Annotated in this window: 19 protein-coding genes and 1 tRNA gene; 12 read left to right on the top strand and 8 right to left on the bottom strand. The window is 63.5% G+C overall.

The window, feature by feature from the left end:
* Window positions 1–353: 353 nt before the first annotated feature.
* Both WT26_RS20400 and WT26_RS38825 read right to left on the bottom strand, forming a co-directional pair.
* Window positions 354–1,742: an FAD-dependent oxidoreductase gene (locus WT26_RS20400; protein WP_069273661.1), complete on the bottom strand. Its 1,389-nt coding sequence runs from the start codon at window positions 1,740–1,742 to the stop codon at window positions 354–356.
* 7 nt (window positions 1,743–1,749) lie between these two features.
* Window positions 1,750–1,878, bottom strand: coding sequence for a hypothetical protein (locus WT26_RS38825; protein ID WP_257785656.1), 129 nt, complete (start codon window positions 1,876–1,878; stop codon window positions 1,750–1,752).
* A 121-nt stretch (window positions 1,879–1,999) separates the two neighbouring features.
* On the opposite strand from WT26_RS38825, the gene phnA reads away from it, so the two are divergent.
* Complete coding sequence (phnA, locus tag WT26_RS20395) at window positions 2,000–3,238, top strand: phosphonoacetate hydrolase (protein WP_069273660.1); 1,239 nt, start codon at window positions 2,000–2,002, stop codon at window positions 3,236–3,238.
* A 29-nt stretch (window positions 3,239–3,267) separates the two neighbouring features.
* The gene (phnY, locus tag WT26_RS20390) at window positions 3,268–4,722 is read left to right on the top strand and encodes a phosphonoacetaldehyde dehydrogenase (RefSeq protein WP_059521133.1); all 1,455 of its coding nucleotides are present in this window, start codon (window positions 3,268–3,270) and stop codon (window positions 4,720–4,722) included.
* An 85-nt stretch (window positions 4,723–4,807) separates the two neighbouring features.
* On the opposite strand, the gene WT26_RS20385 is transcribed toward phnY, so the two are convergent.
* Window positions 4,808–5,086 carry a hypothetical protein gene (locus tag WT26_RS20385; protein WP_042586608.1) on the bottom strand — a complete coding sequence of 93 codons (279 nt, stop codon included), beginning with the start codon at window positions 5,084–5,086 and terminating at the stop codon, window positions 4,808–4,810.
* 320 nt (window positions 5,087–5,406) lie between these two features.
* Between WT26_RS20385 and WT26_RS20380 the strand changes: the two genes are divergently transcribed.
* From WT26_RS20380 to WT26_RS20370, 3 genes are read left to right on the top strand one after another with little or no spacing between them, the layout of a single operon-like run.
* Complete coding sequence (locus WT26_RS20380) at window positions 5,407–6,189, top strand: amino acid ABC transporter substrate-binding protein (RefSeq protein ID WP_069273659.1); 783 nt, start codon at window positions 5,407–5,409, stop codon at window positions 6,187–6,189.
* Window positions 6,190–6,203: 14 nt separating this feature from the next.
* Window positions 6,204–6,884, top strand: a complete 681-nt coding sequence (locus WT26_RS20375; RefSeq protein ID WP_059521104.1) for an amino acid ABC transporter permease — start codon at window positions 6,204–6,206, stop codon at window positions 6,882–6,884.
* Complete coding sequence (locus WT26_RS20370; protein ID WP_069273658.1) at window positions 6,881–7,639, top strand: amino acid ABC transporter ATP-binding protein; 759 nt, start codon at window positions 6,881–6,883, stop codon at window positions 7,637–7,639. The genes WT26_RS20375 and WT26_RS20370 overlap by 4 nt, the downstream gene beginning before the upstream one ends.
* A gap of 14 nt (window positions 7,640–7,653) precedes the next feature.
* Here the strand turns inward: WT26_RS20370 and WT26_RS20365 are convergent, their stop codons facing one another.
* The gene (locus WT26_RS20365; protein WP_059839274.1) at window positions 7,654–8,211 is read right to left on the bottom strand and encodes a hypothetical protein; all 558 of its coding nucleotides are present in this window, start codon (window positions 8,209–8,211) and stop codon (window positions 7,654–7,656) included.
* 251 nt (window positions 8,212–8,462) lie between these two features.
* On the opposite strand from WT26_RS20365, the gene WT26_RS20360 reads away from it, so the two are divergent.
* From WT26_RS20360 to WT26_RS20345, 4 genes are read left to right on the top strand one after another with little or no spacing between them, the layout of a single operon-like run.
* Window positions 8,463–11,144 carry a type VI secretion system Vgr family protein gene (locus tag WT26_RS20360; RefSeq protein WP_069270629.1) on the top strand — a complete coding sequence of 894 codons (2,682 nt, stop codon included), beginning with the start codon at window positions 8,463–8,465 and terminating at the stop codon, window positions 11,142–11,144.
* 36 nt (window positions 11,145–11,180) lie between these two features.
* On the top strand, window positions 11,181–12,353 hold the full coding sequence (locus WT26_RS20355; protein WP_060153557.1) for a DUF2515 family protein: 1,173 nt from the start codon (window positions 11,181–11,183) through the stop codon (window positions 12,351–12,353).
* The gene (locus WT26_RS20350) at window positions 12,353–13,258 is read left to right on the top strand and encodes a hypothetical protein (RefSeq protein WP_060153556.1); all 906 of its coding nucleotides are present in this window, start codon (window positions 12,353–12,355) and stop codon (window positions 13,256–13,258) included. Before WT26_RS20355 ends, WT26_RS20350 begins: the two co-directional genes overlap by 1 nt.
* 13 nt (window positions 13,259–13,271) lie before the next feature.
* On the top strand, window positions 13,272–13,553 hold the full coding sequence (locus tag WT26_RS20345) for a PAAR domain-containing protein (RefSeq protein WP_059824047.1): 282 nt from the start codon (window positions 13,272–13,274) through the stop codon (window positions 13,551–13,553).
* Window positions 13,554–13,719: 166 nt separating this feature from the next.
* On the opposite strand, the gene WT26_RS20340 is transcribed toward WT26_RS20345, so the two are convergent.
* Window positions 13,720–13,795 (bottom strand) — tRNA-Lys (locus WT26_RS20340).
* 191 nt (window positions 13,796–13,986) lie between these two features.
* Here WT26_RS20340 and WT26_RS20335 point away from each other — a divergent pair.
* A complete protein-coding gene (locus WT26_RS20335; protein ID WP_027785770.1) occupies window positions 13,987–14,391 on the top strand; it encodes a PaaI family thioesterase in 405 nt (134 codons plus the stop codon).
* A gap of 8 nt (window positions 14,392–14,399) precedes the next feature.
* Window positions 14,400–15,266, top strand: a complete 867-nt coding sequence (locus WT26_RS20330) for a patatin-like phospholipase family protein (protein WP_059900461.1) — start codon at window positions 14,400–14,402, stop codon at window positions 15,264–15,266.
* Between the two features lie 50 nt (window positions 15,267–15,316).
* Here WT26_RS20330 and WT26_RS20325 read toward each other — a convergent pair whose 3' ends face one another.
* Window positions 15,317–16,330 carry a D-2-hydroxyacid dehydrogenase family protein gene (locus WT26_RS20325; protein ID WP_027788844.1) on the bottom strand — a complete coding sequence of 338 codons (1,014 nt, stop codon included), beginning with the start codon at window positions 16,328–16,330 and terminating at the stop codon, window positions 15,317–15,319.
* Between the two features lie 426 nt (window positions 16,331–16,756).
* On the opposite strand from WT26_RS20325, the gene WT26_RS20320 reads away from it, so the two are divergent.
* The gene (locus WT26_RS20320) at window positions 16,757–17,806 is read left to right on the top strand and encodes a LysR family transcriptional regulator (RefSeq protein WP_069273657.1); all 1,050 of its coding nucleotides are present in this window, start codon (window positions 16,757–16,759) and stop codon (window positions 17,804–17,806) included.
* Window positions 17,807–17,919: 113 nt separating this feature from the next.
* On the opposite strand, the gene WT26_RS20315 is transcribed toward WT26_RS20320, so the two are convergent.
* Entirely contained in the window at window positions 17,920–20,517 is a 2,598-nt protein-coding gene (locus WT26_RS20315; RefSeq protein ID WP_069273656.1) for a DNA topoisomerase III, read from the bottom strand.
* 192 nt (window positions 20,518–20,709) lie between these two features.
* Window positions 20,710–21,090 carry a thioredoxin family protein gene (locus WT26_RS20310; protein WP_021159864.1) on the bottom strand — a complete coding sequence of 127 codons (381 nt, stop codon included), beginning with the start codon at window positions 21,088–21,090 and terminating at the stop codon, window positions 20,710–20,712.
* Window positions 21,091–21,110: the final 20 nt, after the last annotated feature.

Below are 21,110 nucleotides of genomic sequence, written 5' to 3'. Positions count from 1 at the left end.
CCCGTTTTAATGGTAAACGTTGCTCACGTTGGCCCTTTGTATCGATTATTTGATTTCCGAAGGAAGTGCGTGACTCTATCACGTACTTCGCAGCATTAAAATCGAGATAATAAATCTCAAAAAATCAATATAACTCGGCCAACACTTCCACAATCAACCCGCCGCCCGCAGTAGTTTAGCGGGCGACCGCGTCAATCCTGCACGGGTCCTGGCCGCTTGGGCTTTTTTGCACAGAGATCGCAGCACCACATGCGACCGGCATCGCGAAGCCAATCATTGGCGGGTGCGAGCTCCACGACAGTGGCCCCGACCACGCCTGGTACGGCGCTCGGCGTACCTTCATGACCCGCACATCAAGCCTTGTCCGCCTTCCCCGCCGCGCTCGCAAACCCGGAAAGCCAAGTATCGACAATCCACGGCCGCCTGTTCGCATCCTCCGCGCGCTCCTTGCGACGGATCGCATTGCGCACGACATGCGCGCCGACATAGCGGATCGGCTCCGGCGGGAAATGGCCGAGCGGGCCGCGCACGATCGGGCTGCGCGTCCATGCGTTGTCGAGGCCGAGCACCAGCGACGACAAAATCTGCCCACCCATGTAGGTCGGCCCCACGCCGTTGCCCGAATAGCCGAAGCCGTAGAACACGTTCGGCGCATCGTCCAGGCGGCCGAAGAACGGGAAGCCGGTAACCGATCGATCCGACGGCCCGTTCCAGCTCGCCGTGACCGGCACGCCCGCGAGCGACGGAAAGAACTCGCGCAGGCTGTGCGTGAGCTGCGCCTCGTACGGCGAGCGCCGGTCGAACACCGGCGCGATGCGGCTGCGCCACGAGAACGTGTTGCCGCCCTTGCCGAGCATCAGCCGCCCGTCGGCGGTGGTGCGGTAGTAGTAGACGAAGATCCGCGAATCGAGCACCGACACCCCGTCCACGAGCCCGGTCTTCTCGAGCAGTTCCGGGCATTTCTCGGTGATGACCATGTCGCTCGACACGACCGCGATCGTGCGTTCGAACTGCGGGAAGCGGCTCGCCATCCACGCGTTGATCGCGAACACGAGCTTGCCCGCGCTCACGCTGCCCGACGGCGTGCGCACGACGGCAGGCTGCCCGGGCGTGAAGTCGAGCATCGGCGTGCGCTCGTAGATACGGATGCCCATCGCGAGCGCGACGCGGCGCAGCCCGCGCACGAGTTTCCCGGGATGCACGGTCGCGGCGATCGGCGAGTACACGCCGTCGAGGTTGCGTGCGGAACCCGAGCGGCGCGCGACTTCGGCGGGCGGCAGCGGCTCGTAGCTGTGGATGCCGCACGCGGCGAGCGCGTCGAGCACCGGCGCGAGCGTGCCGATCTGGGCGCGCGACGTCGCCGTGTACAGCGTGCCGTCGAGCCGCAGTTCGGCATCGATGTCGTGCGCACGGCAGAAATCGGCGATGTGCTGCACGGCCGCTTCGGAGGCCTTCACGAGCCGGATCGCCTCGGCTTCGCCGAACAGCCGCCGCAGCGTCAGGAATTTCGCGGACCACGTGAGCAGGCAGCCGCCGTTGCGGCCGCTCGCGCCGGCGCCGCACAGGTCGGCCTCGACGATCGCGATGTCGAGCGCCGGGTTCTGCTGCTTCGCCTGGATCGCGGTCCAGAGCCCGGTGAAGCCGCCGCCGACGATGCAGACGTCAGCCTGCGTCGCGCCCTGCAGCGCGGGGGCGAGATCGCCGTCGTTGAACAGTGCTTGTTCGATCCAGAAGGGTCGCATCAGTCGATCAGTCGTTTCGCAGGGTTGGAAAGGCGGCCGTGTCGCGCACGGCCGGAAACAGAAAGAAGCGAAGGTAGCCGCGCTTTTTGACCACCCGATAAAACATGCCGAAGTCGTCGCCATGGCCGACCGGCATCTTGCATTCTGTTCTCTGCATGTTGTTGACAATCTACAAATCATCAATTTTAATGTCAAGCATCGAAGCGCCGCCGGGCCGGATGCCGGCGCTGCCCTCCCTCCGCATCGAAAGGATTGTCATGACCGAAACGCCTGTATCCGTGGAAGTGAACGGCCGCCGCTACAACTGGATGAGCCGGCCGGTGGTGGTCGTCTGCGTGGACGGCTGCGCATACGAATACCTGGAGGAGGCCGCCGAGGCCGGCGTCGCGCCGTTCCTGCGCACGCTGCTGAAACCCGGCACGGCGCTCAAGGGCGAGTGCGTGGTGCCGAGCTTCACGAACCCGAACAACCTGTCCATCGTGACCGGCGTGCCGCCGGCGGTGCACGGGATAAGCGGCAACTATTTCTACGATCGCGACACCGGCGCCGAGGTACTGATGAACGATCCGAAGTACCTGGTCGCTCCCACCGTGCTCGCGACCTTCGCCGAGCAGGGTGCGCGCGTCGCGGTCGTCACTGCGAAGGACAAGCTGCGCCGCCTTCTCGGCAAGGGGCTGAAGGGGATCTGCTTCTCGTCGGAAAAGGCCGACGAGGCGAACGTCGAGGAAAACGGCATCGACAACGTGCTCGAACTGGTCGGCAAGCCGGTGCCGAGCGTGTACAGCGCGGACCTGTCGGAATTCGTGTTCGCGGCCGGCGTACGCCTGCTCGAGACGCGCCCGATCGACCTGATGTACCTGTCGACCACCGACTACGTCCAGCACAAGTGCGCGCCCGGCACCGAAGGCGCGAACGCGTTCTACGCGATGATGGACACGTACCTGCAGCGTCTCGACGAACTCGGCGCGATCGTCGCGATCACGGCCGACCACGGGATGAACGCGAAGCACGACGACGAAACCGGCGAGCCGAACGTGATCTACCTGCAGGAGCTGTTCGACGAGTGGCTCGGCCACGACGCGGCGCGCGTGATCCTGCCGATCACCGATCCGTACGTCGTGCACCACGGTGCGCTCGGTTCGTTTGCGACCGTCTACGTGCCGGCGTCGGCCGATGCCGAGGCGCTGCGCGCGCGGCTCGCCGCGGTCGACGGCATCGAGGTCGTGCTGACGGGGGCCGACGGCTGCGCGCGCTTCGAGCTGCCGCCCGCGCGCATGGGCGACCTGATCGTGATCTCGAAGCAGGACGTCGTGCTCGGCACGCGCCGCGTCAAGCACGACCTGTCGGGCCTCGACGTGCCGCTGCGTTCGCACGGCGGGATCTCCGAGCAGATCGTGCCGCTGATCTTCAGCAAGCCGGTCGCCAGCGACGTCACGGGCCGTGCGCGGCTGCGCAACTTCGACATCATCGACATCGCGCTCAACCATCTGCAGTGATGCGCACGCATCCGCAAGGGGACACACTCATGAACGCCATTGCAGCATCGACGGACGTCCGCGAGATTCGTCGCGAAGCACTGCGAATCGACGGCGAACGGATTCACCGGGACGCGGTAATCGAAGTGCGCAACCCGTACGACGGCGCGCTGGTCGGCACCGTGCCGAAGGCGACGCTCGACGACGTGCGGCGCGCGTTCGCGGCCGCGCGCGCCTACCGGCCGGCGCTCACGCGCCACGATCGCGCGGCGATCCTGCGCCGCGCGGCCGACATCGTGCGCGCACGCACGGCGGAGATCGCGGCGCTGATCACGGCCGAGGCCGGGCTGTGCATCAAGGATTCGACGTACGAGGCGGGCCGCGTGGCCGACGTGCTGACGTTCGGCGCCGGCGAAGTGCTGAAGGACGACGGGCAGATCTTCTCGTGCGACCTGACCCCGCACGGCAAGAAGCGCCGCGTGTACACGCAGCGCGACCCGCTGCTCGGCGTGATTTCGGCGATCACGCCGTTCAACCACCCGATGAACCAGGTCGCGCACAAGATCGTGCCGTCGGTCGCGACCAACAACCGGATCGTCGTGAAGCCTTCCGAGAAGGTGCCGCTGTCGTGCTACCTGTTCGCGGACATCCTGTACGAAGCCGGCCTGCCGCCGCAGATGCTGCAGGTGATCACCGGCGACCCGAAGGAGATCGCCGACGAGCTGATCACGAACCCGGCGATCGACCTCATCACGTTCACGGGCGGCGTATCGATCGGCAAGTCGATCGCGGCGCGGATGGGCTACCGGCGCGCGGTGCTCGAACTCGGCGGCAACGATCCGATCATCGTGATGGAAGACGCCGATCTCGACGAAGCGAGCACGCTCGCGGTGTCGGGTTCGTACAAGAACTCGGGGCAGCGCTGCACCGCGATCAAGCGGATGCTCGTGCACGAGTCGGTGGCCGATCGCTTCACCGAGCTGGTCGTCGAAAAAACGCGCGCGTGGTCGTACGGCAATCCGGCCGATCCGTCGGTGGACATGGGCACGGTGATCGACGAAGCGGCCGCGAAGTTCTGCGAGCAGCAGGTGAACGACGCGATTTCGCGCGGCGCACGGCTGCTGGTCGGCAACGTGCGTGACGGCGCGTTGTATTCGCCGACGGTGATCGATCGCGTGACGCCCGACATGCCGCTCGTGAAGTACGAAACCTTCGGGCCCGTGTCGCCGATCATGCGTTTTCGCGACATCGACGAAGCGATCCGGATGTCGAACAGCACCGACTATGCGCTGTCGTCGTCGGTGTGCACGAACCGCTTCGACCACATCACGCGCTTCATCACCGAGCTGGAAGTCGGCAGCGTGAACGTGCGCGAAGTGCCGGGCTACCGGCTCGAGCTGACGCCGTTCGGCGGCGTGAAGGATTCGGGGCTCGGGTACAAGGAAGGCGTGCAGGAAGCGATGAAGAGCTTCACGAATACGAAGACCTATTCGCTGCCGTGGTAAGCGCGGCGGCGTGCGCATGCCGCGTCGCCGCCGCGCGGCGCGACGCCGCGCGGTAGTGCGCGGCCGTCATGGCCGCAGGCGGCGGTCAATCGTCGTCGTCGCCGTGATGGTGATGGCGCCAGCCGCGATGCCAGCCGTTGTCGTGCCAGCGGCGGTAGCGGTATTCACCGTAGTACGGGCCGTAGTAGTAGGCCGGCGCAGGTTCGTAATAGACGGGCGGCGGCGCGTAGACCACCGGAGGCGGCGTTTCGATCACCGGGCCCGGCACGCCGAAGTACACGCCGATATCGGCACGCGCGAACGCGCTTGCCGACACGCAGGCCGCCGCAATGCCGATGACGCCGGACAACAGGATTCGCTTCATCTCTCTTCACTCCCTTCGCGGCTGACTGCCCGCGAACGATCAACCTCCTTGCTTCAATGGTACGTATGGCCCACGGCGCGGGTGATACCGCGTTGTCGCTTCTGTAACCACCCGTAACGCCTCTCCGCGCGAGGTTTCGTCTGACGTTCGGGCTCAGAGGCCGTCGCGACGCGGTTCGCGCGTTATTCGCCGCGCTCATATCGTTAGCCGATTTGCGTTTTTGCCGGCCATCGGGCCGTCGGTAGAATTCGCGGACCGCTCGCGCGGCAGGCCGCGCCGGCGCGATCGATCACCTTGTTCAATCATTCGGGGTCCGTGCCATGAAACTCATCCGCTCCATGCTGCTCGTCGCGTTGCTGCCGATCGTGGCGGCTGCGAACGCCTTCGCCGCAGACGACCTGTCGCAGATCAAGTCGTCCGGCGTGTTCCGGGTCGGTACCGAAGGGACGTACGCGCCGTTCACGTACCACGACGAGACCGGCAAGCTGACGGGCTTCGACGTCGACATCGCGACCGCGATCGCGCAGCGTCTCGGCGTGAAGCCGCAGTTCGTCGAAGGCAAGTGGGACGGGTTGATCGCAGGCCTCGACGTGAACCGCTACGACGCGGTGGTCAACGAAGTATCGATCACCGACGCGCGCAAGGCGAAATACGATTTCTCCACGCCGTACATCACGTCGCACGCGGTGCTGATCGTGCGCGCGGACAACACGACGATCCGCTCGTTCGACGACCTGAAGGGCAAGAAGTCCGCGAACACGCTCACCAGCAATTTCGGCAAGCTCGCGGCCGCGCATGGCGCGGACGTCGTGCCGGTGCAGGGCTTCAACGAATCGATCGACCTGCTGAGCTCGGGGCGCGTCGACGCGACGATCAACGATTCGCTGTCGTATCTCGACTTCCGCAAGCACAAGCCCGACGCGAAACTGAAGATCGCGGCGACCGACACGTCCGGCGCCGGCGATGCATCGGGCGTGCTGCTGCGCAAGGGCAGCCCCGCGCTGGTGGCGGCGATCGACAAGGCGCTCGCGGACATCAAGGCCGACGGCACCTACGCGAAGATCTCGCAGAAGTATTTCGGCCGCGACGTGTCGCAGCCGTGACGCGAGGCTGAACGATGCCGGCCTGGCTTCACCTGATGGCGGAATCGCTGCGGCCCCTGCTCGTCGCGGGGCTCGTGTTCACGGTGCCGCTCACGCTCGCGTCGTTCGCGATCGGCCTGCTGCTCGCGTTCGGCGCGGCGCTCGTGCGGCTGTTCGGGCCGCGCTGGGCGCAGGCCGCCGTGCGGTTCTATATCTGGCTGTTTCGCGGCTCGCCGCTGCTCGTGCAGCTGTTCGTGATCTTCTACGGCCTGCCGAGCGTCGGCATCGTGCTCGATCCGCTGACGGCCGCCGTGATCGGCTTCTCGCTGAACGTCGGCGCGTACAACGCGGAGGTGATCCGCGGCGTGATCGAATCGATTCCGAAGGGGCAGTGGGAGGCCGCGTACTCGATGGCGATGACGCGCCCGCAGGCGCTGCGCCGCGCGATCCTGCCGCAGGCCGCGCGCGTCGCGCTGCCGGCTTTGTCGAATTCGTTCATTTCGCTGGTGAAGGACACGTCGCTCGCGGCCGTGCTGACCGTGCCGGAGATTTTCCAGGCCGCGCAGCGGATCGCGGCCGTGACCTACGAGCCGATGATCCTCTATACGGAAGCCGCGCTGATCTATCTGCTGCTCAGTTCGGTGCTGTCCACGCTGCAGCGTCGCCTCGAAACCCGCTTCGGCCGTCACGCGCTGTTCCAGGCGGAATTGCGATGATCCGGCTCGAACGCATCGACAAGTCGTTCGGCACGCAGCGGGTGCTCGCGCGGGTCGATCTCGTGCTGAAGCCCGGCAGCGTGACGGCGCTGATCGGGCCGTCCGGCAGCGGCAAGAGCACGCTGCTGCGTTGCGTGAACCTGCTCGAAGTGCCCGAGGCCGGGGCGCTGACGGTCGGCGACGCCCGCATCGACTTCTCGCCCGCGCACCGGCCGGCGCGCGACGCCGTGTTCGCGGTGCGCCGCCAGACCGGCATGGTGTTCCAGAACTTTCAGCTGTTTCCGCACCTGAGCGTTGTGCAGAACGTGATGGAAGGGCTCGTCACGGTGCAGAAGTGGGGCCGCGAACGCGCGCGCGAGCGCGCGCTCGCGCTGCTCGAGAAGGTCGGCATCGCGAACAAGGCCGACGCGTGGCCCGGCACGCTGTCGGGCGGCCAGCAGCAACGCGTCGCGATCGCACGTGCGCTGGCGCCGTCGCCGCAGGTGCTGCTGTGCGACGAGCCGACGTCGGCGCTCGATCCGGAGCTGTCCGTCGAAGTCGTCGAGGTGCTGCGCCAGCTCGCGCGCGAAGGCACGACGATGCTGATGGCGACGCACGACCTGCGCCTGGCCGCGTCGATCGCGCACGACGCGGTGTTTCTCGCGGAGGGGCGCGTGGTGGAAAGCGGGGCATCGCGTGACCTGTTCACGCGGCCGCGTGATGCGCGCACCGCGCGGTTCGTCTCGACGCTTGCGCAGGCGGCGGTGGTGGTTTGAGCGGCGCGGGCAGGTCATCGACGCGTTGCCGCGTTCTTCAAGGCTTCCGCGATTCCGTTGCGGTAGTTGAGAGGGACATCGTCTCCCGATAGCCCTTTCAGAATCTCCGTGTACACGACGTGTTCGTCAATTGTTCCAGCGTTCACGTTGTCTTGCACGAACCTGGCATATCGGCTTCGCGTGTCGAATCCGAGGGCGGAACCCAAAAATAACCATGGCGCACCCATGAGAAGCATGAGGGACGGCTTGGGCAGCGTCGCCAGCGCGAAGACGTGTTCCCTGGTCACGCACGACTCCAGGCGTCGGAGTTCTTCCATCAGGTACTGACGTGTTGGCATGGTTGCCGACCGCTTGATTCGGGAGGTCAGGTAATCCACGAAGGATGCGTCGTTCCGGACGGTTGCCGGACAGACAAGATCACTTGCTCTGTGAACCGCCCGAATGCACGACGGCTTTTGGCGCGCCATCTCGATGAAGCCATTGTCGGTGGCAACGCATGCGAGGTGCAGGACATACGAGTCGCATATCCCCGAGATATTTTCTTTGACGATCGTCGCGAGCCCATCAGTCATCGTTGAAGCGGATCCTTGTCCTTGATATTGAGCCTCGCGTCGCCCGGCACCCTTCATGGACGCTGATACACGTACATGTCGCCGACGCAGCGAGAGCAGGTGGGACTGCGGCTGGCGCCATGAGCGACGGCATGGACACGGCGCATGGCCCGCCTTCAAGCTGCATTGCACATTTGTCTGTAGAATCGCGCAAGAGAGTTCTGTTAGCGCGCTGACAGAAAAGTAGGGGAAAAAGTAAAAAAAGGATTGTGATGAGTGTGCAAGACATCGTGAGGGCGATGCAAGGGGCACTGCTCCAGCAAGATCGGCTGCTGAAACTCGATACCCCACTCGGGGACAATGTGCTGTTACCCCAACGTAGCTTGGGCTGGTCCCGGATCGGCCGGCATTTCGATTTCACGCTCGATGTCCTGTCGACGCGCAACGACCTCAAGCTGAAATCGCTGATCGGGCAGCCCGTTACGCTCTGGATTCAGCAGGCTGATCAGTCCTATCTCCCCCGGAACGGCTACGTCCATGCCGTGCGACGGCTGGGATCGGAGGGCGGACTGACCAGCTACCAGATCAGCTTTGCATCATGGATGCATTTCCTGAAATTTCGCCGCGATCAGCGCATCTGGCAGGACAAGCCGGTCGATGAAATCCTCAGAGATGTATTCAATGCCCATTCGCAGGCGAAAGGCCGATTCGATTTTGCGCTCTCAAAGCCGCTTCCGCCGAGATCGTATTGCACGCAATACGAGGACGACTGGAACTTCGTCCATCGCTTGATGGAAGAGGAAGGCCTGTTCGGCATCTGGAAGCAGGCCGACGACGGCAATTCCCATTCCCTGACGATCACGGATCGCCTGGATACGTGCGAGCCGCTCGCTGCGCGATCGGTTCAGTTCTCCCGGTACGGCACGAACAGCGAGGTCGATGCGCTGGTTCACTGGTCCGGCTCGCGGACCCTCCATAGTGCCGCTCTGACCACCCGCACGTTCGACTACAAGCATCCGTCGGCGCTTGCCAATCCGAAGGGCACCAACATTCCGACGCTATCGCACGATTTGCCGGAGCAGTTGGAGGTATACGAGTACACCGGCCCCTATACGTATCTGGAGCAGGCGCGCGGCGATCATCTCACTAAAGTGCGGATGGAGGAGTGGGAATCACGTGCAAAGCGGTTTTATGGCACGGGAGGGATACGGGGCGTCGATGCGGGGCGGTGGTTTGAACTTGTGGGGCATCCGGAGCACGACCGTGAATCCGGTGAACGGAACGAATTTGCCGTCATCGAAGCGGTTTGGCTGATCGAGAACAACCTGCCCGGGGCTGGCCATCACGGGGATCTTCCGCACAGCCTGAAAGGCCGGCTGGCTGAAGCACGCGTGAACCACGAGGGGCAGCCTGCTTCCCGCATCATGCACTTCGACGGCTCCGAGGGGTTTTTTCACGTCGAAATCGAGGCACAGCGCAAATCCGTACCCTTCCGCAGCCCGTTCGAACACCATAAGCCTGTCATGCAGATGCAGACGGCGACCGTGGTGGGTCCGCAAGGGCAGCGCATTCATACCGACGAGCTGGGCCGGGTCAAGGTGCAGTTCCACTGGGATCGGATCGGGCAGCGCAACGAGCGCAGCTCATGCTGGATACGCGTGAGCCATCCGTGGGCGGGGGAAGGATTCGGGATGATCCATGTCCCGCGAATTGGCGATGAAGTCGTCGTGTCGTTCCTGGACGGATGTCCGGACCGGCCGATCATCACCGGGCGCGTGCCGAACGGCATCAATTTCGTCCAGTGGAAGCTGCCGGATAACCAGATGCTATCGGGTCTGCGTTCTCGCGACCTTGAGGGTACGCAGGCGAATCAGGTCGTGGCCGACGACACGCCGGGCAAGCTTCAGGTGCAGGTGTCGAGCGATCATGAACAGTCACGCCTCGTGGTCGGCTACAACACGCGCATCGATGGCCATGCGGGGCGCGGGCAGGCGCGAGGGATCGGGTGGGAACTGGCGACCGATTCGTGGGGCGTGCTGCGTGCGAACCGGGGCATGCTGGTGACGACCGAGACGCGATCGGGCGCGACGGCTGCGGCGAAAGACATGGGTGAGACGGTGCAGCGTCTGGGGCAGGCGCGGGAACTGCACGATACGCTCGCCAATGCGGCCGTTCAGGCGCAGGCGCAGGACGGGCAGGACCAGCCAGAGGTTGCCAAGGCACTCGGGAATCAGAACGACGAAATCAGAGGGCAGGGTGGAGCGCAAGATGCCGGAGCGTTTCCGGAGCTGTCGAAATCCCATCTGGTCTTTGCGTCGCCAGCCGGGATCGAAGCGACGACGCCTGGCAGCACCCACCTGGCGAGCGGGGAACACATGGCGCTCACGAGCGGCGCGCACGTCAGCGTGAGCAGCGGCAGCAATCTGCTGGGCACCGCCCGAAACGCCATCCGCTTTTTTGCGTACAAACTTGGGATACGGATGGTTTCGTACGCCGAGGATATCGACCTCAAGGCACTGAAAAAAAACCTCAACCTGCTGGCGAAGCTCGAGATCACGCAGACGGCGAACCGGATCACGATCAGGGCGACCGAGGAGGTGATGCTGCACGGCGGTGACAGCTACATCAGCCTGAAAAGCGGCAAGATCACGGTGGGTGGCGGAGTGTACGAGGTCAATGCCCAGTCGAAGAACATGCCGCCAAAGCCAATGGGAGTGAACGCGAACGGGCTGCCCGACGTGCAGGCGAACGATCAGACGTTCAGGGTCCTGTCGCCGACCGGCAAGCCGCTTCCGGGAGTCGACTATCGGGTTACCACACGATTTGGCGGCCACATCTTCCGGACGAACGAGCACGGGCGTTCGCCAGCGTTGAATACGGCAGAACCGGAAACGGCGGAGTTCGAACTGCACTGGGATGAGTTTGCTGCAGCTTCCGACCATTCCGGCGCATGACCGGGACCACTCAGACTCGACAAGGAGCATCAGGTTTTGGCAGAGAATCTGAAAACAACAGGAACCACCAATCCTGAACGGGATACCTGCGTGGATGCGCAGTGCGATTGCAAGATCATCTGGTCACTTGCGCAGCAGTTCTCGATGCGGCAGATCGTGACGAATGTACCGACGCACAATCACATGCCCGACTACCGGGAAGGCGAATCGCATGCTTCGGGGACGCAACTCGAGAAGCAAACGCCCACGTTCGTCAGCGATCCCGAGGTCAGGGCGAGACGTATTGCTGCGGCGTATGCGCGTGTGTTTCTCGAAGAATTCCACCTGGGCGATAAAAACAAGGTCGACCGCTTTTACTGGCTGGGGTTGGGGGCGTTTGCGTCCAAGCAGGTCGCCGCGACGCTTGCGCTGTGGCAGGTGCGATATGCCGGGCGTTGGACCGAATTGCGCAAAGGGCTAGGCCGGGGCAATCTCTGGCTCTTCAACGACGTTCTGGCATGGTTTTACGCCTATGCTGCTGGAGCCGATACGTTCTTCAAGTGCGTGCATTCGCGCGACAGCAGCAAGTTTGTCGAGCAGGTCGCTACCAACTTCACCCGGCAGGCGGGATATGCCGAATCGATCAAGAAAATTCCTTTCGAGATCGATGTCAATACAGGCAAGAAAAAGGCCGAGCATGGGTATCTCAGGTGCACGCCGATTATTGTTGAAGGTTTTAATAAAATCAAGGAATGGGAGGCTGGCGATGACCAAAGCAGACCCATATGGGCGTTCAAGCATCTGCTTTTAATCGCGAAACATGAGCAGGGCGAGGTGTTGCAGGGGCTGATTTACGACGATCCGAATTTCAAGCGGTGGCTCGGGGTGCAACGTGCAGCTTTGGCCACTTCTGACGATACGGCAATCAATGAATCGATGAACGCAATGAAATATGGTCTATCCGACGGATCGGAGATTGCATTGTCTCCGGTTATTCGCGCATTGGTGCCGAATCTTCAGCTGGTGCTTACGTCTGATGACAAGACGGAGAATATCGAATTTAGGTCCGATGCCCGGGATAGGCTGGTTCTGGAGGATTATCAGCAACGCATGGACTGGATACAGAAAGCAGCGGAGAAGTATGATGAATTGATGCAAGGAAAAAGGCGGCATACCATGCTTGGTTATCTTGCAGATATCAAAAAATGGGGCGATAGACCAGACGCGTAATGAAAAAAACTCTATTTTTTGCACTGGTCCTTGGGGCCCTCTTATTTGGTGTCGCGTTGGCGTCGCGCTACGGAAATTCACGCTCAACTTTCGATAATGGCAACGGGATGAACTCATCACCTACACTTATCCGGCTCGGTGAACCTAAAGATTCCGACTTCAACGGACCTGGGGCGTCCGTCGACAACCATCCCTCGGGCGCGAGTTTTTATCAGCGCGAATGGGTGCGGGGCAATCTTGGCACGGTGGAGTTCGTGCACGGAAAGCACAGCTTCGTGATCAATAACGTGTTGTCCGCAATGGGCTCTGCGGACAAGGATGTACCCGGAGGCATTTATAAGTGGAGCGTCAGTTTCGGTGTTAGTTCTGAACAGGCAGACACGCATGAGGCCGCTCTTGCTCGCATGGTGAAACTGTTTCAGGATCTGCGTGAGAAAGGATGGGTGCGATATATCGATATAAGCAATCCGCGTCTGACTGGTAAGCAGGCGTGGGACTATATGAAAACCTATTCAATATATTCGCTGGATTCGAATTATACGCCGACCTTAGAGGAGTGGAAGGTCGCAGTAAAGGAGATGCCGCGATGGATATTTTACGCGGATGGTGTTTATCTTGAGGTGTCGCTCAATGAAAGTAATATGGGAGGATTTGTCGGTAAAACGACCTATCTTTTATCTGTTCGTATGAAGGACGAGTATGCCTTTTACGGCTTGGGATATTTTCCCGGCGATGCCGAGAAAATTCAAAACTGGAAGGCATTGCTCCCGGCGGAGCTACAGAAGTACCACGCAAAGCGACTCAAGACCGAGGCAACCCTGAAAGCGCAAGGCTACACGATCGACACGGCCTACCAGGACCCACCCATCAGGGCTTTGCAGGGATCGTCCGCCGATCCGCAATGAGGTTATGTAGACGATGCGAGCAACAGTAGGCGGCAAGGCGCAGATCGTGGTGGGCGACGTGACCAGTCACGGTGGACGCGTGATTTCCGGCAGCCCCTCGTCGACGTGGGGGCGCGAAGAGATCCCCATTGCGCGCAAGGGGGACAAGGTGACCTGCCCGATTTGCGAACCGCACGTCTTCGAGATTGCGGAGGGGTGCGACGACAGCGTGGATTTGGGGGCGCCGGTTGCACTCGAGGGGCACAAGACAACCTGTGGGGCGGTCTTGCTCGCGCAGCGTGGCGAAGGAGAGTGACGAGCGAGCGCGTTTTCATCGCCCCTGGTTTGGTGCGGCCGTTGTCCGATGCTGTCTGTTCGGGCAACGGTCGAGCGAAGCGCTTCAGTTCGACAAGGCGTGTCGTACTGGCATGCCGAAAAGCAAAAAGCCCGGTCAGCTTTCGCTGACCGGGCTTCAAAATGCTTGGTGGGGCGTGAGTGACTCGAACACTCGACCTACGGATTAAGAGTCCGCTGCTCTACCAACTGAGCTAACGCCCCCAACAGAAGTGAAATTATGCACGGGTTTTTTACCCCTGACAAGCCTTTTCTGCAAATTTCCTGAGAATATTTCGTCACGAACGTGCGGGCCGGTTGGGGTGGCAACGAGCGATCGCAGTTTTCGCGCTCCCGGTATGATGACGCCACACGTGTTGCGCGGCGGTCGCGCAACGCTTTCTGGGCTTTCGAAGATGGACGAAAACGCAGTCCGAGAATTGCTGGATCGCCTGCTGGCCCCCTGGGTCCGCTCGCTCGGTCTGGTTCCCGTGTCGATCGGCGACGACAGCGTCACGCTGCGCCTGCCGTTTTCCGGCGAATTCCGCCATTCGGGCGGTGTGATCTGCGGCCAGGTGTTCACGGCGGCCGCCGACACCGCGATGGTGGTCGCGATCTCGGCCGCGCTCGGCGAGTTCCGGCCGATGACGACCGTGTCGTTGAACACGAACTTCATGCGTCCCGTGCGCAAGGGCGACGTGCTCGTGACCGCGCGCGTGCTGCGAATGGGCCGCAATCTCGTATTCGGCGAAGTCGAGCTGTTCGACGAAGACGGCAAGATGGCCGTTCACGCGACGTCGACCTACGCGCTCGTCAGCTGAGCGGCGCGATGTTCGACCAGATCGTCTTCGCGGGCGGCGGCAATCGCTGCTGGTGGCAGGCCGGCTTCTGGGACGTCGCACAGCCGGCGCTCGGCCTGCGCCCGCGCGTGATCACCGGTATCTCGGCCGGCGCGGCAACCGCCTGCATGCTGTATACGCGCGACGCCGCCTGGGTGATGCGCTATTACGAAGAGGCGCTGCGCCACAACCGGAAGAACGCGTACTGGGGCAACCTGTTCGGGCGCGAACCCGTGTTTCCGCATTACCGGATTTACCGTCAGGCGCTGCTCGACATCTACGGCGAACCGTTCGCGAAGCTTGCCGCGGCGCCGGAGATCCGCATCGGCGTGTCGCATGTGCCGCGCTGGCTCGGTGCGCGCAGCGCAGTCGCCGCCGGTCTCGTCGCATACAACATCGAGAAGTACGTGCGCAAGACGCTGCACCCGACGCTCGGGCGCACGCTCGGCTTTCGGCCCGAGTTCGTGCGGGCGCAGGCCTGCACGCAAGTCGACGAACTCGCCGACCTGATCCTGCAGTCGTCCTGCACGCCGCCGTTCACGCCGGTGCTGCGCCGCGGCGGCCGGCCCGTGCTCGACGGCGGCATGGTCGACAACGTGCCCGTCGACGCGCTCGACCCGACGCCGGGCGACGTGCTGGTGCTCGTCACGCGGCTGTATCCGCGCCCGCAGATGTTTACGGTCGCGCATGGCGAGCAGCGTCGGCTGTACGTCCAGCCGTCGAGCAAGGTACCGATTTCGAGTTGGGATTACACGAGCCCGTCGCAGATGCGGCATGCGTACGATCTCGGGCGGCGCGACGGCGAGCATTTCCTCACGCGCGTCGGCGCGATGACGGGCGGCCGCGTGGCCGCCTGACGATCGGGAATGGTGGAGCGGGGCCGCGCGGCATGCGCAGCCCGCGCCGGTCAGCGCTTGCGGATCGGCGTCAGCGCTTCCGGGTTGGCGACGCTCGACATGTCGCCGTCGTCGAACGCGAGGATGTTGCGGAACGCGGCGCTGAAGTAGAGCTCGTAGCTTTCGCGCTCGACGTAGCCGATGTGCGGCGTGCAGATCACGTTTTCCATCCGCAGCAGGCTGTAGCCCTGCAGGATCGGCTCGCTCTCGAACACGTCGATCGCGACCATCCCCGGACGGTTGTGCGACAGCGCGTTGACCAGTGCGTTTTCCTCGAGCAGTTCGGCGCGGCTCGTGTTGACGAGCAGCGACGTCGGCTTCATCCGCATCAGGTCTTCCTGCTTCACGATCCCGCGCGTGTCGTCATGCATGCGCAGGTGCAGCGACAGCACGTCGCTCTGCTCGAACAGCGCTTCGCGGCTTTCGGCGGCCGTATAGCCGTCGGCGCGCGCGGCCTCGAGCGAATGCTCGCGGCCCCAGATCAGCACGTTCATCCCGAACGCCTTGCCGTAGCCGGCGACCAGCCGGCCGATCTTGCCGTAGCCCCAGATGCCGAGCGTCTGGCCGCGCAGCACCTGGCCGAGGCCGAAGTTCGGCGGCATGGCCGACGTCTTCAGGCCCGACTGCTGCCAGGCACCCTGCTTCAGGTTCGCGACGTACTGCGGAATGCGGCGCTGGGCGGCCATCACGAGCGCCCAGGTCAGCTCGGCGGGGGCGACCGGCGAGCCCGTGCCTTCGAGCACCGCGATGCCGCGGTCGGTACAGGCTTCGAGATCGATGTGGCTCGACACGCGGCCGGTCTGGCTGATCATGCGCAGGTTCGGCAGCTTCGCGAGCAGTTGCGACGAAATCGGGGTTCGTTCGCGAATCAGTACGAGCGCCTCGACTTCCGCCAGACGGCTCGCGAGTTGTCCCAATCCGCGCACCGTATTGTTGAAAACCTTCACGTCGTGGCCGGCAAGCATCTCGAAGCAGTTCAGCTTGCGGACGGCGTCCTGGTAGTCGTCGAGGATGGCAATTTTCATGATGAGCGGGTGTCGCACGTTGAAAGCGGCAGTGGCGGCGGCGCACCTCGCGCACCCGTCCCGCCCGGCCGGGGCCGACATGATGCTATGTCGGCCGCCTTCGTGGTGTCTTTTTAACAGGTTGTTACGCTCCGCCGCAATTGGCGGCAGCCTGAACCGGCGCCGCTCGCGCGACCTGCGGAAGGGTGCGCTGTTGTGTCGCATCAAATACGTCCTTCCTGATTCGGCCGCATACTCGACGAGGTTCACCCAATTGTTGCCCCAATCGGAATAATTGGATCAATTATCCGCGAGACGCGAGGATTTTTGACTATTTTTATCGTCAACCGGGGCCTTGTTGAGCAACTCTGCATCATTTCCGCTGTCGTAGGAGAATTACGCATTTGCTTCATCTTTTTGAAGTTGTAACAGCGGCAGGAGTCGTTTATGGATCATTTGCAGTCGATGCGCGTGTTCGTCAAGGTTGCAGATCTCGGCAGTTTCGCGCGGGCCGCGAGTGCAATGGATATCTCCAACGCGGTCGCGACGCGTCACGTCGCCGATCTGGAGGGCAGGCTCGGCACGCGTTTGCTGAACCGCACCACGCGCAGCCTTTCCCTGACGGAGTCAGGCCAGGTCTATCTGGAGCGTGCCCGCCAGATCCTCGACGAGCTGGAAGACGTCGAGCAGATGGTCGTCGCGCGCAATCACGAGCCGGTCGGCACGCTGCGCATCGTCGCGCCGGTCGTGTTCGGCCTGCATAACCTCGCGCCCGTGTTGCAGTCGTACACGGAGAATTTCCCGAAAGTGGTGCCGGATCTCACGCTGGTCGACCGGCAGGTCGATCTGGTCGAGGAAGGTTTCGATGTGGGCATCGTCGTCACGCGCCAGATGCGCAGCGCGAGCATCGTCACGCGGCGCCTGACCACCGGCTGCATGACCGTGTGCGCGACGCCGAGCTACCTGGAAAAGCACGGCGTGCCGACTCATCCGGAGCATCTCGCCGAGCATCCGAGCCTGAGCCTGCCGACCGAATACTGGGGCGACGAGCGTGTGTTCACGGGGCCGGACGGTGAAGTGCGCGTGCGCCCGACCAACGTGATCGTCGCGAACAACACCGCGATGCTGCGCCAGTTCGCGCTGCTCGGGATGGGGGTCGCGATCCTGCCGAGCTACCTGATCGGCAGCGACATCGCGCGCGGCGCGCTCGTGCGGCTGCTGCCGGATTTCCGGCTGCCGCAGGTCGAGATCAACATCGCCTATCCGAGCCGGCGCCATCTGCCTGCGAAGGTGCGCACGTTCATCGACCACCTCGTCGAGCATTTCAGCCACTCGACCGACGCGACGATGGGCGAGCAGTGGGCCGCGCAGGGCGTCGCGCCGGCGCCGATCGGCGTCGAGATGCGTCCCGAACGGCCGGATCAGGTCGATTCGACGGTCTCGTCGCGCCTGCCGCGTTCGCCACGGTCGCGGGTTGCCGTGCCGTCGCCGCTGTAGCGCGGGGGCGGGGCGGTGATCGAACCGCCCGCGCAATAAAAAACGCGGATCGAGCAGTCGATCCGCGTTTTTTGTCGGCCGGCCGGGCGCGGGGTGCGCCGGGCGGCAAGCCCTTACGAGCCGGTCTTGCGCGTCGTCGTCTTGCGCGCAGCGGTCTTGCGGGCTGGAGCCGGCTTCTCGTCGGCGCCTTCCGTCACGGTTTCGGCATCCTTCGTCGCCGATTTCGCAGTCTTCTTCGCGGCGGCGGCCTTCGGTTCCTTCTTCTCGAACTCGAAGCCGATCTTGCCGTCCGGCTGCTTCACGAGGAACGCCTTGAAGTTGCGGCCGGTGCGCGACGACTTGAAGCTCGGCAGCAGGTCCGTGCGGCCGTCGGCCAGCAGCTTGCCCATCTGCTCGCGCGTGATTTCCTGCTGCAGGATCACCTTGCCCGAGCGGAAGTCGCACGTCTTCGGGTTGGCCACCGAGTGCTCGCACACGTAGCTCATCCCGTGCTCGAACACGCGGCCCTTGCACTTCGGGCACGCGCCGACCGGCTCCTGCGCGGAGAAGTCGGGCGCCTCGCCTTCCTCGCCGCCCGTATCCTGGCCGAAATCGAACTCGAGCTTGTAGTTCTTCGTCTCGTCGTCGAACGAGAGCTTGAGGATCGCCGAGAACGGGCGGCCCATCTTGCTGCGGAAGCCGGACAGCGGGCCGATCGTCTTTTCCCGCAGCAGCTCCTCGACTTCCGCGATCTCGAACTGCCGGCTGCCCGGAATCTTCGAGATCGAGAACTCGCACTTCGTGCACGCGAAGCGGCGGTAGTTTTCCTTCACCTGGCCGCCGCAGTTCGGGCACGGCGTCTCGAGCGTCGCGTAGTCGCCGGGGATCGTGTCGGAATCGTATTCCTTTGCGCGCTTGACGATCTGCTGCGTCATGCGGGCGATCTCCTGCATGAACGCGTCACGCCCGAGATTGCCGCGCTCCATCTGCGACAGCTTGTACTCCCATTCGCCGGTGAGTTCCGGCGCGGTCAGCTCCTTCACGTCAAGCCCACGCAGCAGCGTCATCAGCTGGAACGCCTTCGCGGTCGGGATCAGTTCGCGGCCTTCGCGCACGAGGTATTTCTCGCCGAGCAGCCCTTCGATGATCGCCGCGCGCGTGGCGGGCGTGCCGAGGCCCTTCGCGGCCATGGCTTCGCGCAGCTCGTCGTCCTCGACGAGCTTGCCCGCGCCTTCCATCGCGGACAGCAGCGTCGCTTCCGAGTAGCGTGCGGGCGGCTTCGTGACGAGCGCGACGGCGGCGATTTCGTCCGTCTTCACCTTCTCGTCCTTCTGCACCGGCACGAGGTTCGCGTCCGCGCCTTCGGCATCGCGGCCGTACACCTGCAGCCAGCCCGGCTCGACGAGCACCTTGCCTTCGGTCTTGAAGTGATGGCCGGCGACTTCGGTGATCCGCGTCGTGACACGGAATTCGGCGGCCGGGAAGAACACGGCGAGGAAGCGCTTCACGACCATGTCGTACAGCTTCTGCTCCGGCTCGGACAGCGACTTCGGCGCCTGCAGCGTCGGGATGATGGCGAAGTGGTCGCTGATCTTCGAGTTGTCGAAGATGCGCTTGTTCGGCTTCACCCAGCCCTTGTCGAGCACCTGCTTCGCATGCGGCAGGTAGTTGTGGCTCTCCTTGAGCATCTCGAGCGTGGACTGGACCGTCGACAGATAGTCTTCCGGCAGCGCGCGCGCGTCGGTACGCGGGTAGGTCAGCACCTTGTGCTTTTCATACAGCGCCTGCGCGAGACCGAGCGTGTTCTTCGCGGAGAAGCCGAAACGGCTGTTCGCTTCGCGCTGCAGGCTCGTCAGGTCGAACAGCAGCGGCGACAGTTGCGTCGACGGCTTCGATTCCTCCGAGACCGTGCCGACCTGGTCGCGGCACGCGGCGACGATCGTTTCGGCAGCCGGCAGGCTCCACAGGCGGGAGTCGCGCTTTTCCGGATCGAATTCGTCGCGCTTGAATTTCGGGTCGAACCACTTGCCTTCGTAGAAGCCGCCCGCGCATGCGAATTCCGCCTTCACTTCCCAGTAGTCGCGCGGGATGAAGCGGCGGATTTTCTCTTCGCGTTCGACGACGATCGACAGCGTTGGCGTCTGAACGCGGCCGACTGTCGTCAGGAAGAAGCCGCCGCCCTTGCTGTTGAACGCGGTCATCGCGCGGGTGCCGTTGATCCCGACGAGCCAGTCGGCTTCCGAGCGGCAGCGTGCGGCGTCGGCGAGCGGCTGCATGTCGGTGTCGCTGCGCAGGTTCGCGAAGCCGTCGCGGATCGCCTGCGGGGTCATCGACTGCAGCCACAGGCGCTGAACCGGCTGCTTCGCCTTCGCGTGCTGCGCGATCAGGCGGAAAATCAGCTCGCCCTCGCGCCCCGCGTCACATGCGTTGATCAGGCGGTCGACGTCCTTGCGCTTCATCAGCTTCGTGAGCACTTTCAGACGCGATTCGCTTTTAGCGATCGGGTTCAGGTCGAAATGCGGGGGGATGACGGGCAGATGCGCGAAGCTCCATTTCCCGCGCTTGACCTCGTACTCTTCCGGGGCGGCGATTTCCAGCAAGTGGCCGACAGCGGACGAAAGGACGAAATCGTCGCTCTCGTAATACTCGTCATGCTTGGTAAAGCCGCCCAAAGCGCGTGCGATGTCGTTCGCGACAGAAGGCTTTTCCGCAATGATCAGTGCTTTGGACATGACAGGTGTGTGTTGGTAGACCGGGTTCGCCGGTTGTGGGTCCCTTTAACGACCGCTTTATAGCACACGCCGACGCGACGGCGGCTCGGCGTGCAAAAAGCGGCTCATCATAGAGGGGGGGCGTGACGGCGGCAAGCGTGCGGCGCAGCAGGGCGCGCTTTCGCGCGAAATACCGCGGCACCGGCACGCGGCTCAGGCTTCGACGGTCAGGACGTTGCGCAATTTCGGTGCGTGCGGCGCACCGGGTACCGCGCTCAGGTCGGACAGCATCCGCTCGACGATCGCCGCATGCGGCAGCACCGTGCCGAAGAAGCGTGCGGTGTGGGTATCCTCGATCAGGATCGTCGGGAAGTTCTCGACGTCGAGATCGTCGAGCTGGTCGGCGTGCGTTTCGATGTCGATCCAGGCGAAGCAGGCGTCCGGATGCGCGTCGGCGAGCTGGTCGAAGGCCGTCCGGTAGTCGCGGCACGTACCGCACCACTCGGCGCACAGGCAGGCGACGAGCAACGTGCCGGGATCGGCGAGGCGCTCGGCGATCCGATCCGCATCGGTGTCGAGGTTCAGCGCGGGCATGGATTTCCTTGGATATCGTC

Origin of the sequence: Burkholderia cepacia (assembly GCF_001718835.1) — a bacterium.
In the GTDB taxonomy this organism is placed as follows: Bacteria; Pseudomonadota; Gammaproteobacteria; order Burkholderiales; family Burkholderiaceae; genus Burkholderia; species Burkholderia cepacia_F.
Note: the sequence above shows the minus strand (reverse complement) of the source record. Positions and strands in the feature narration are given on the sequence as shown.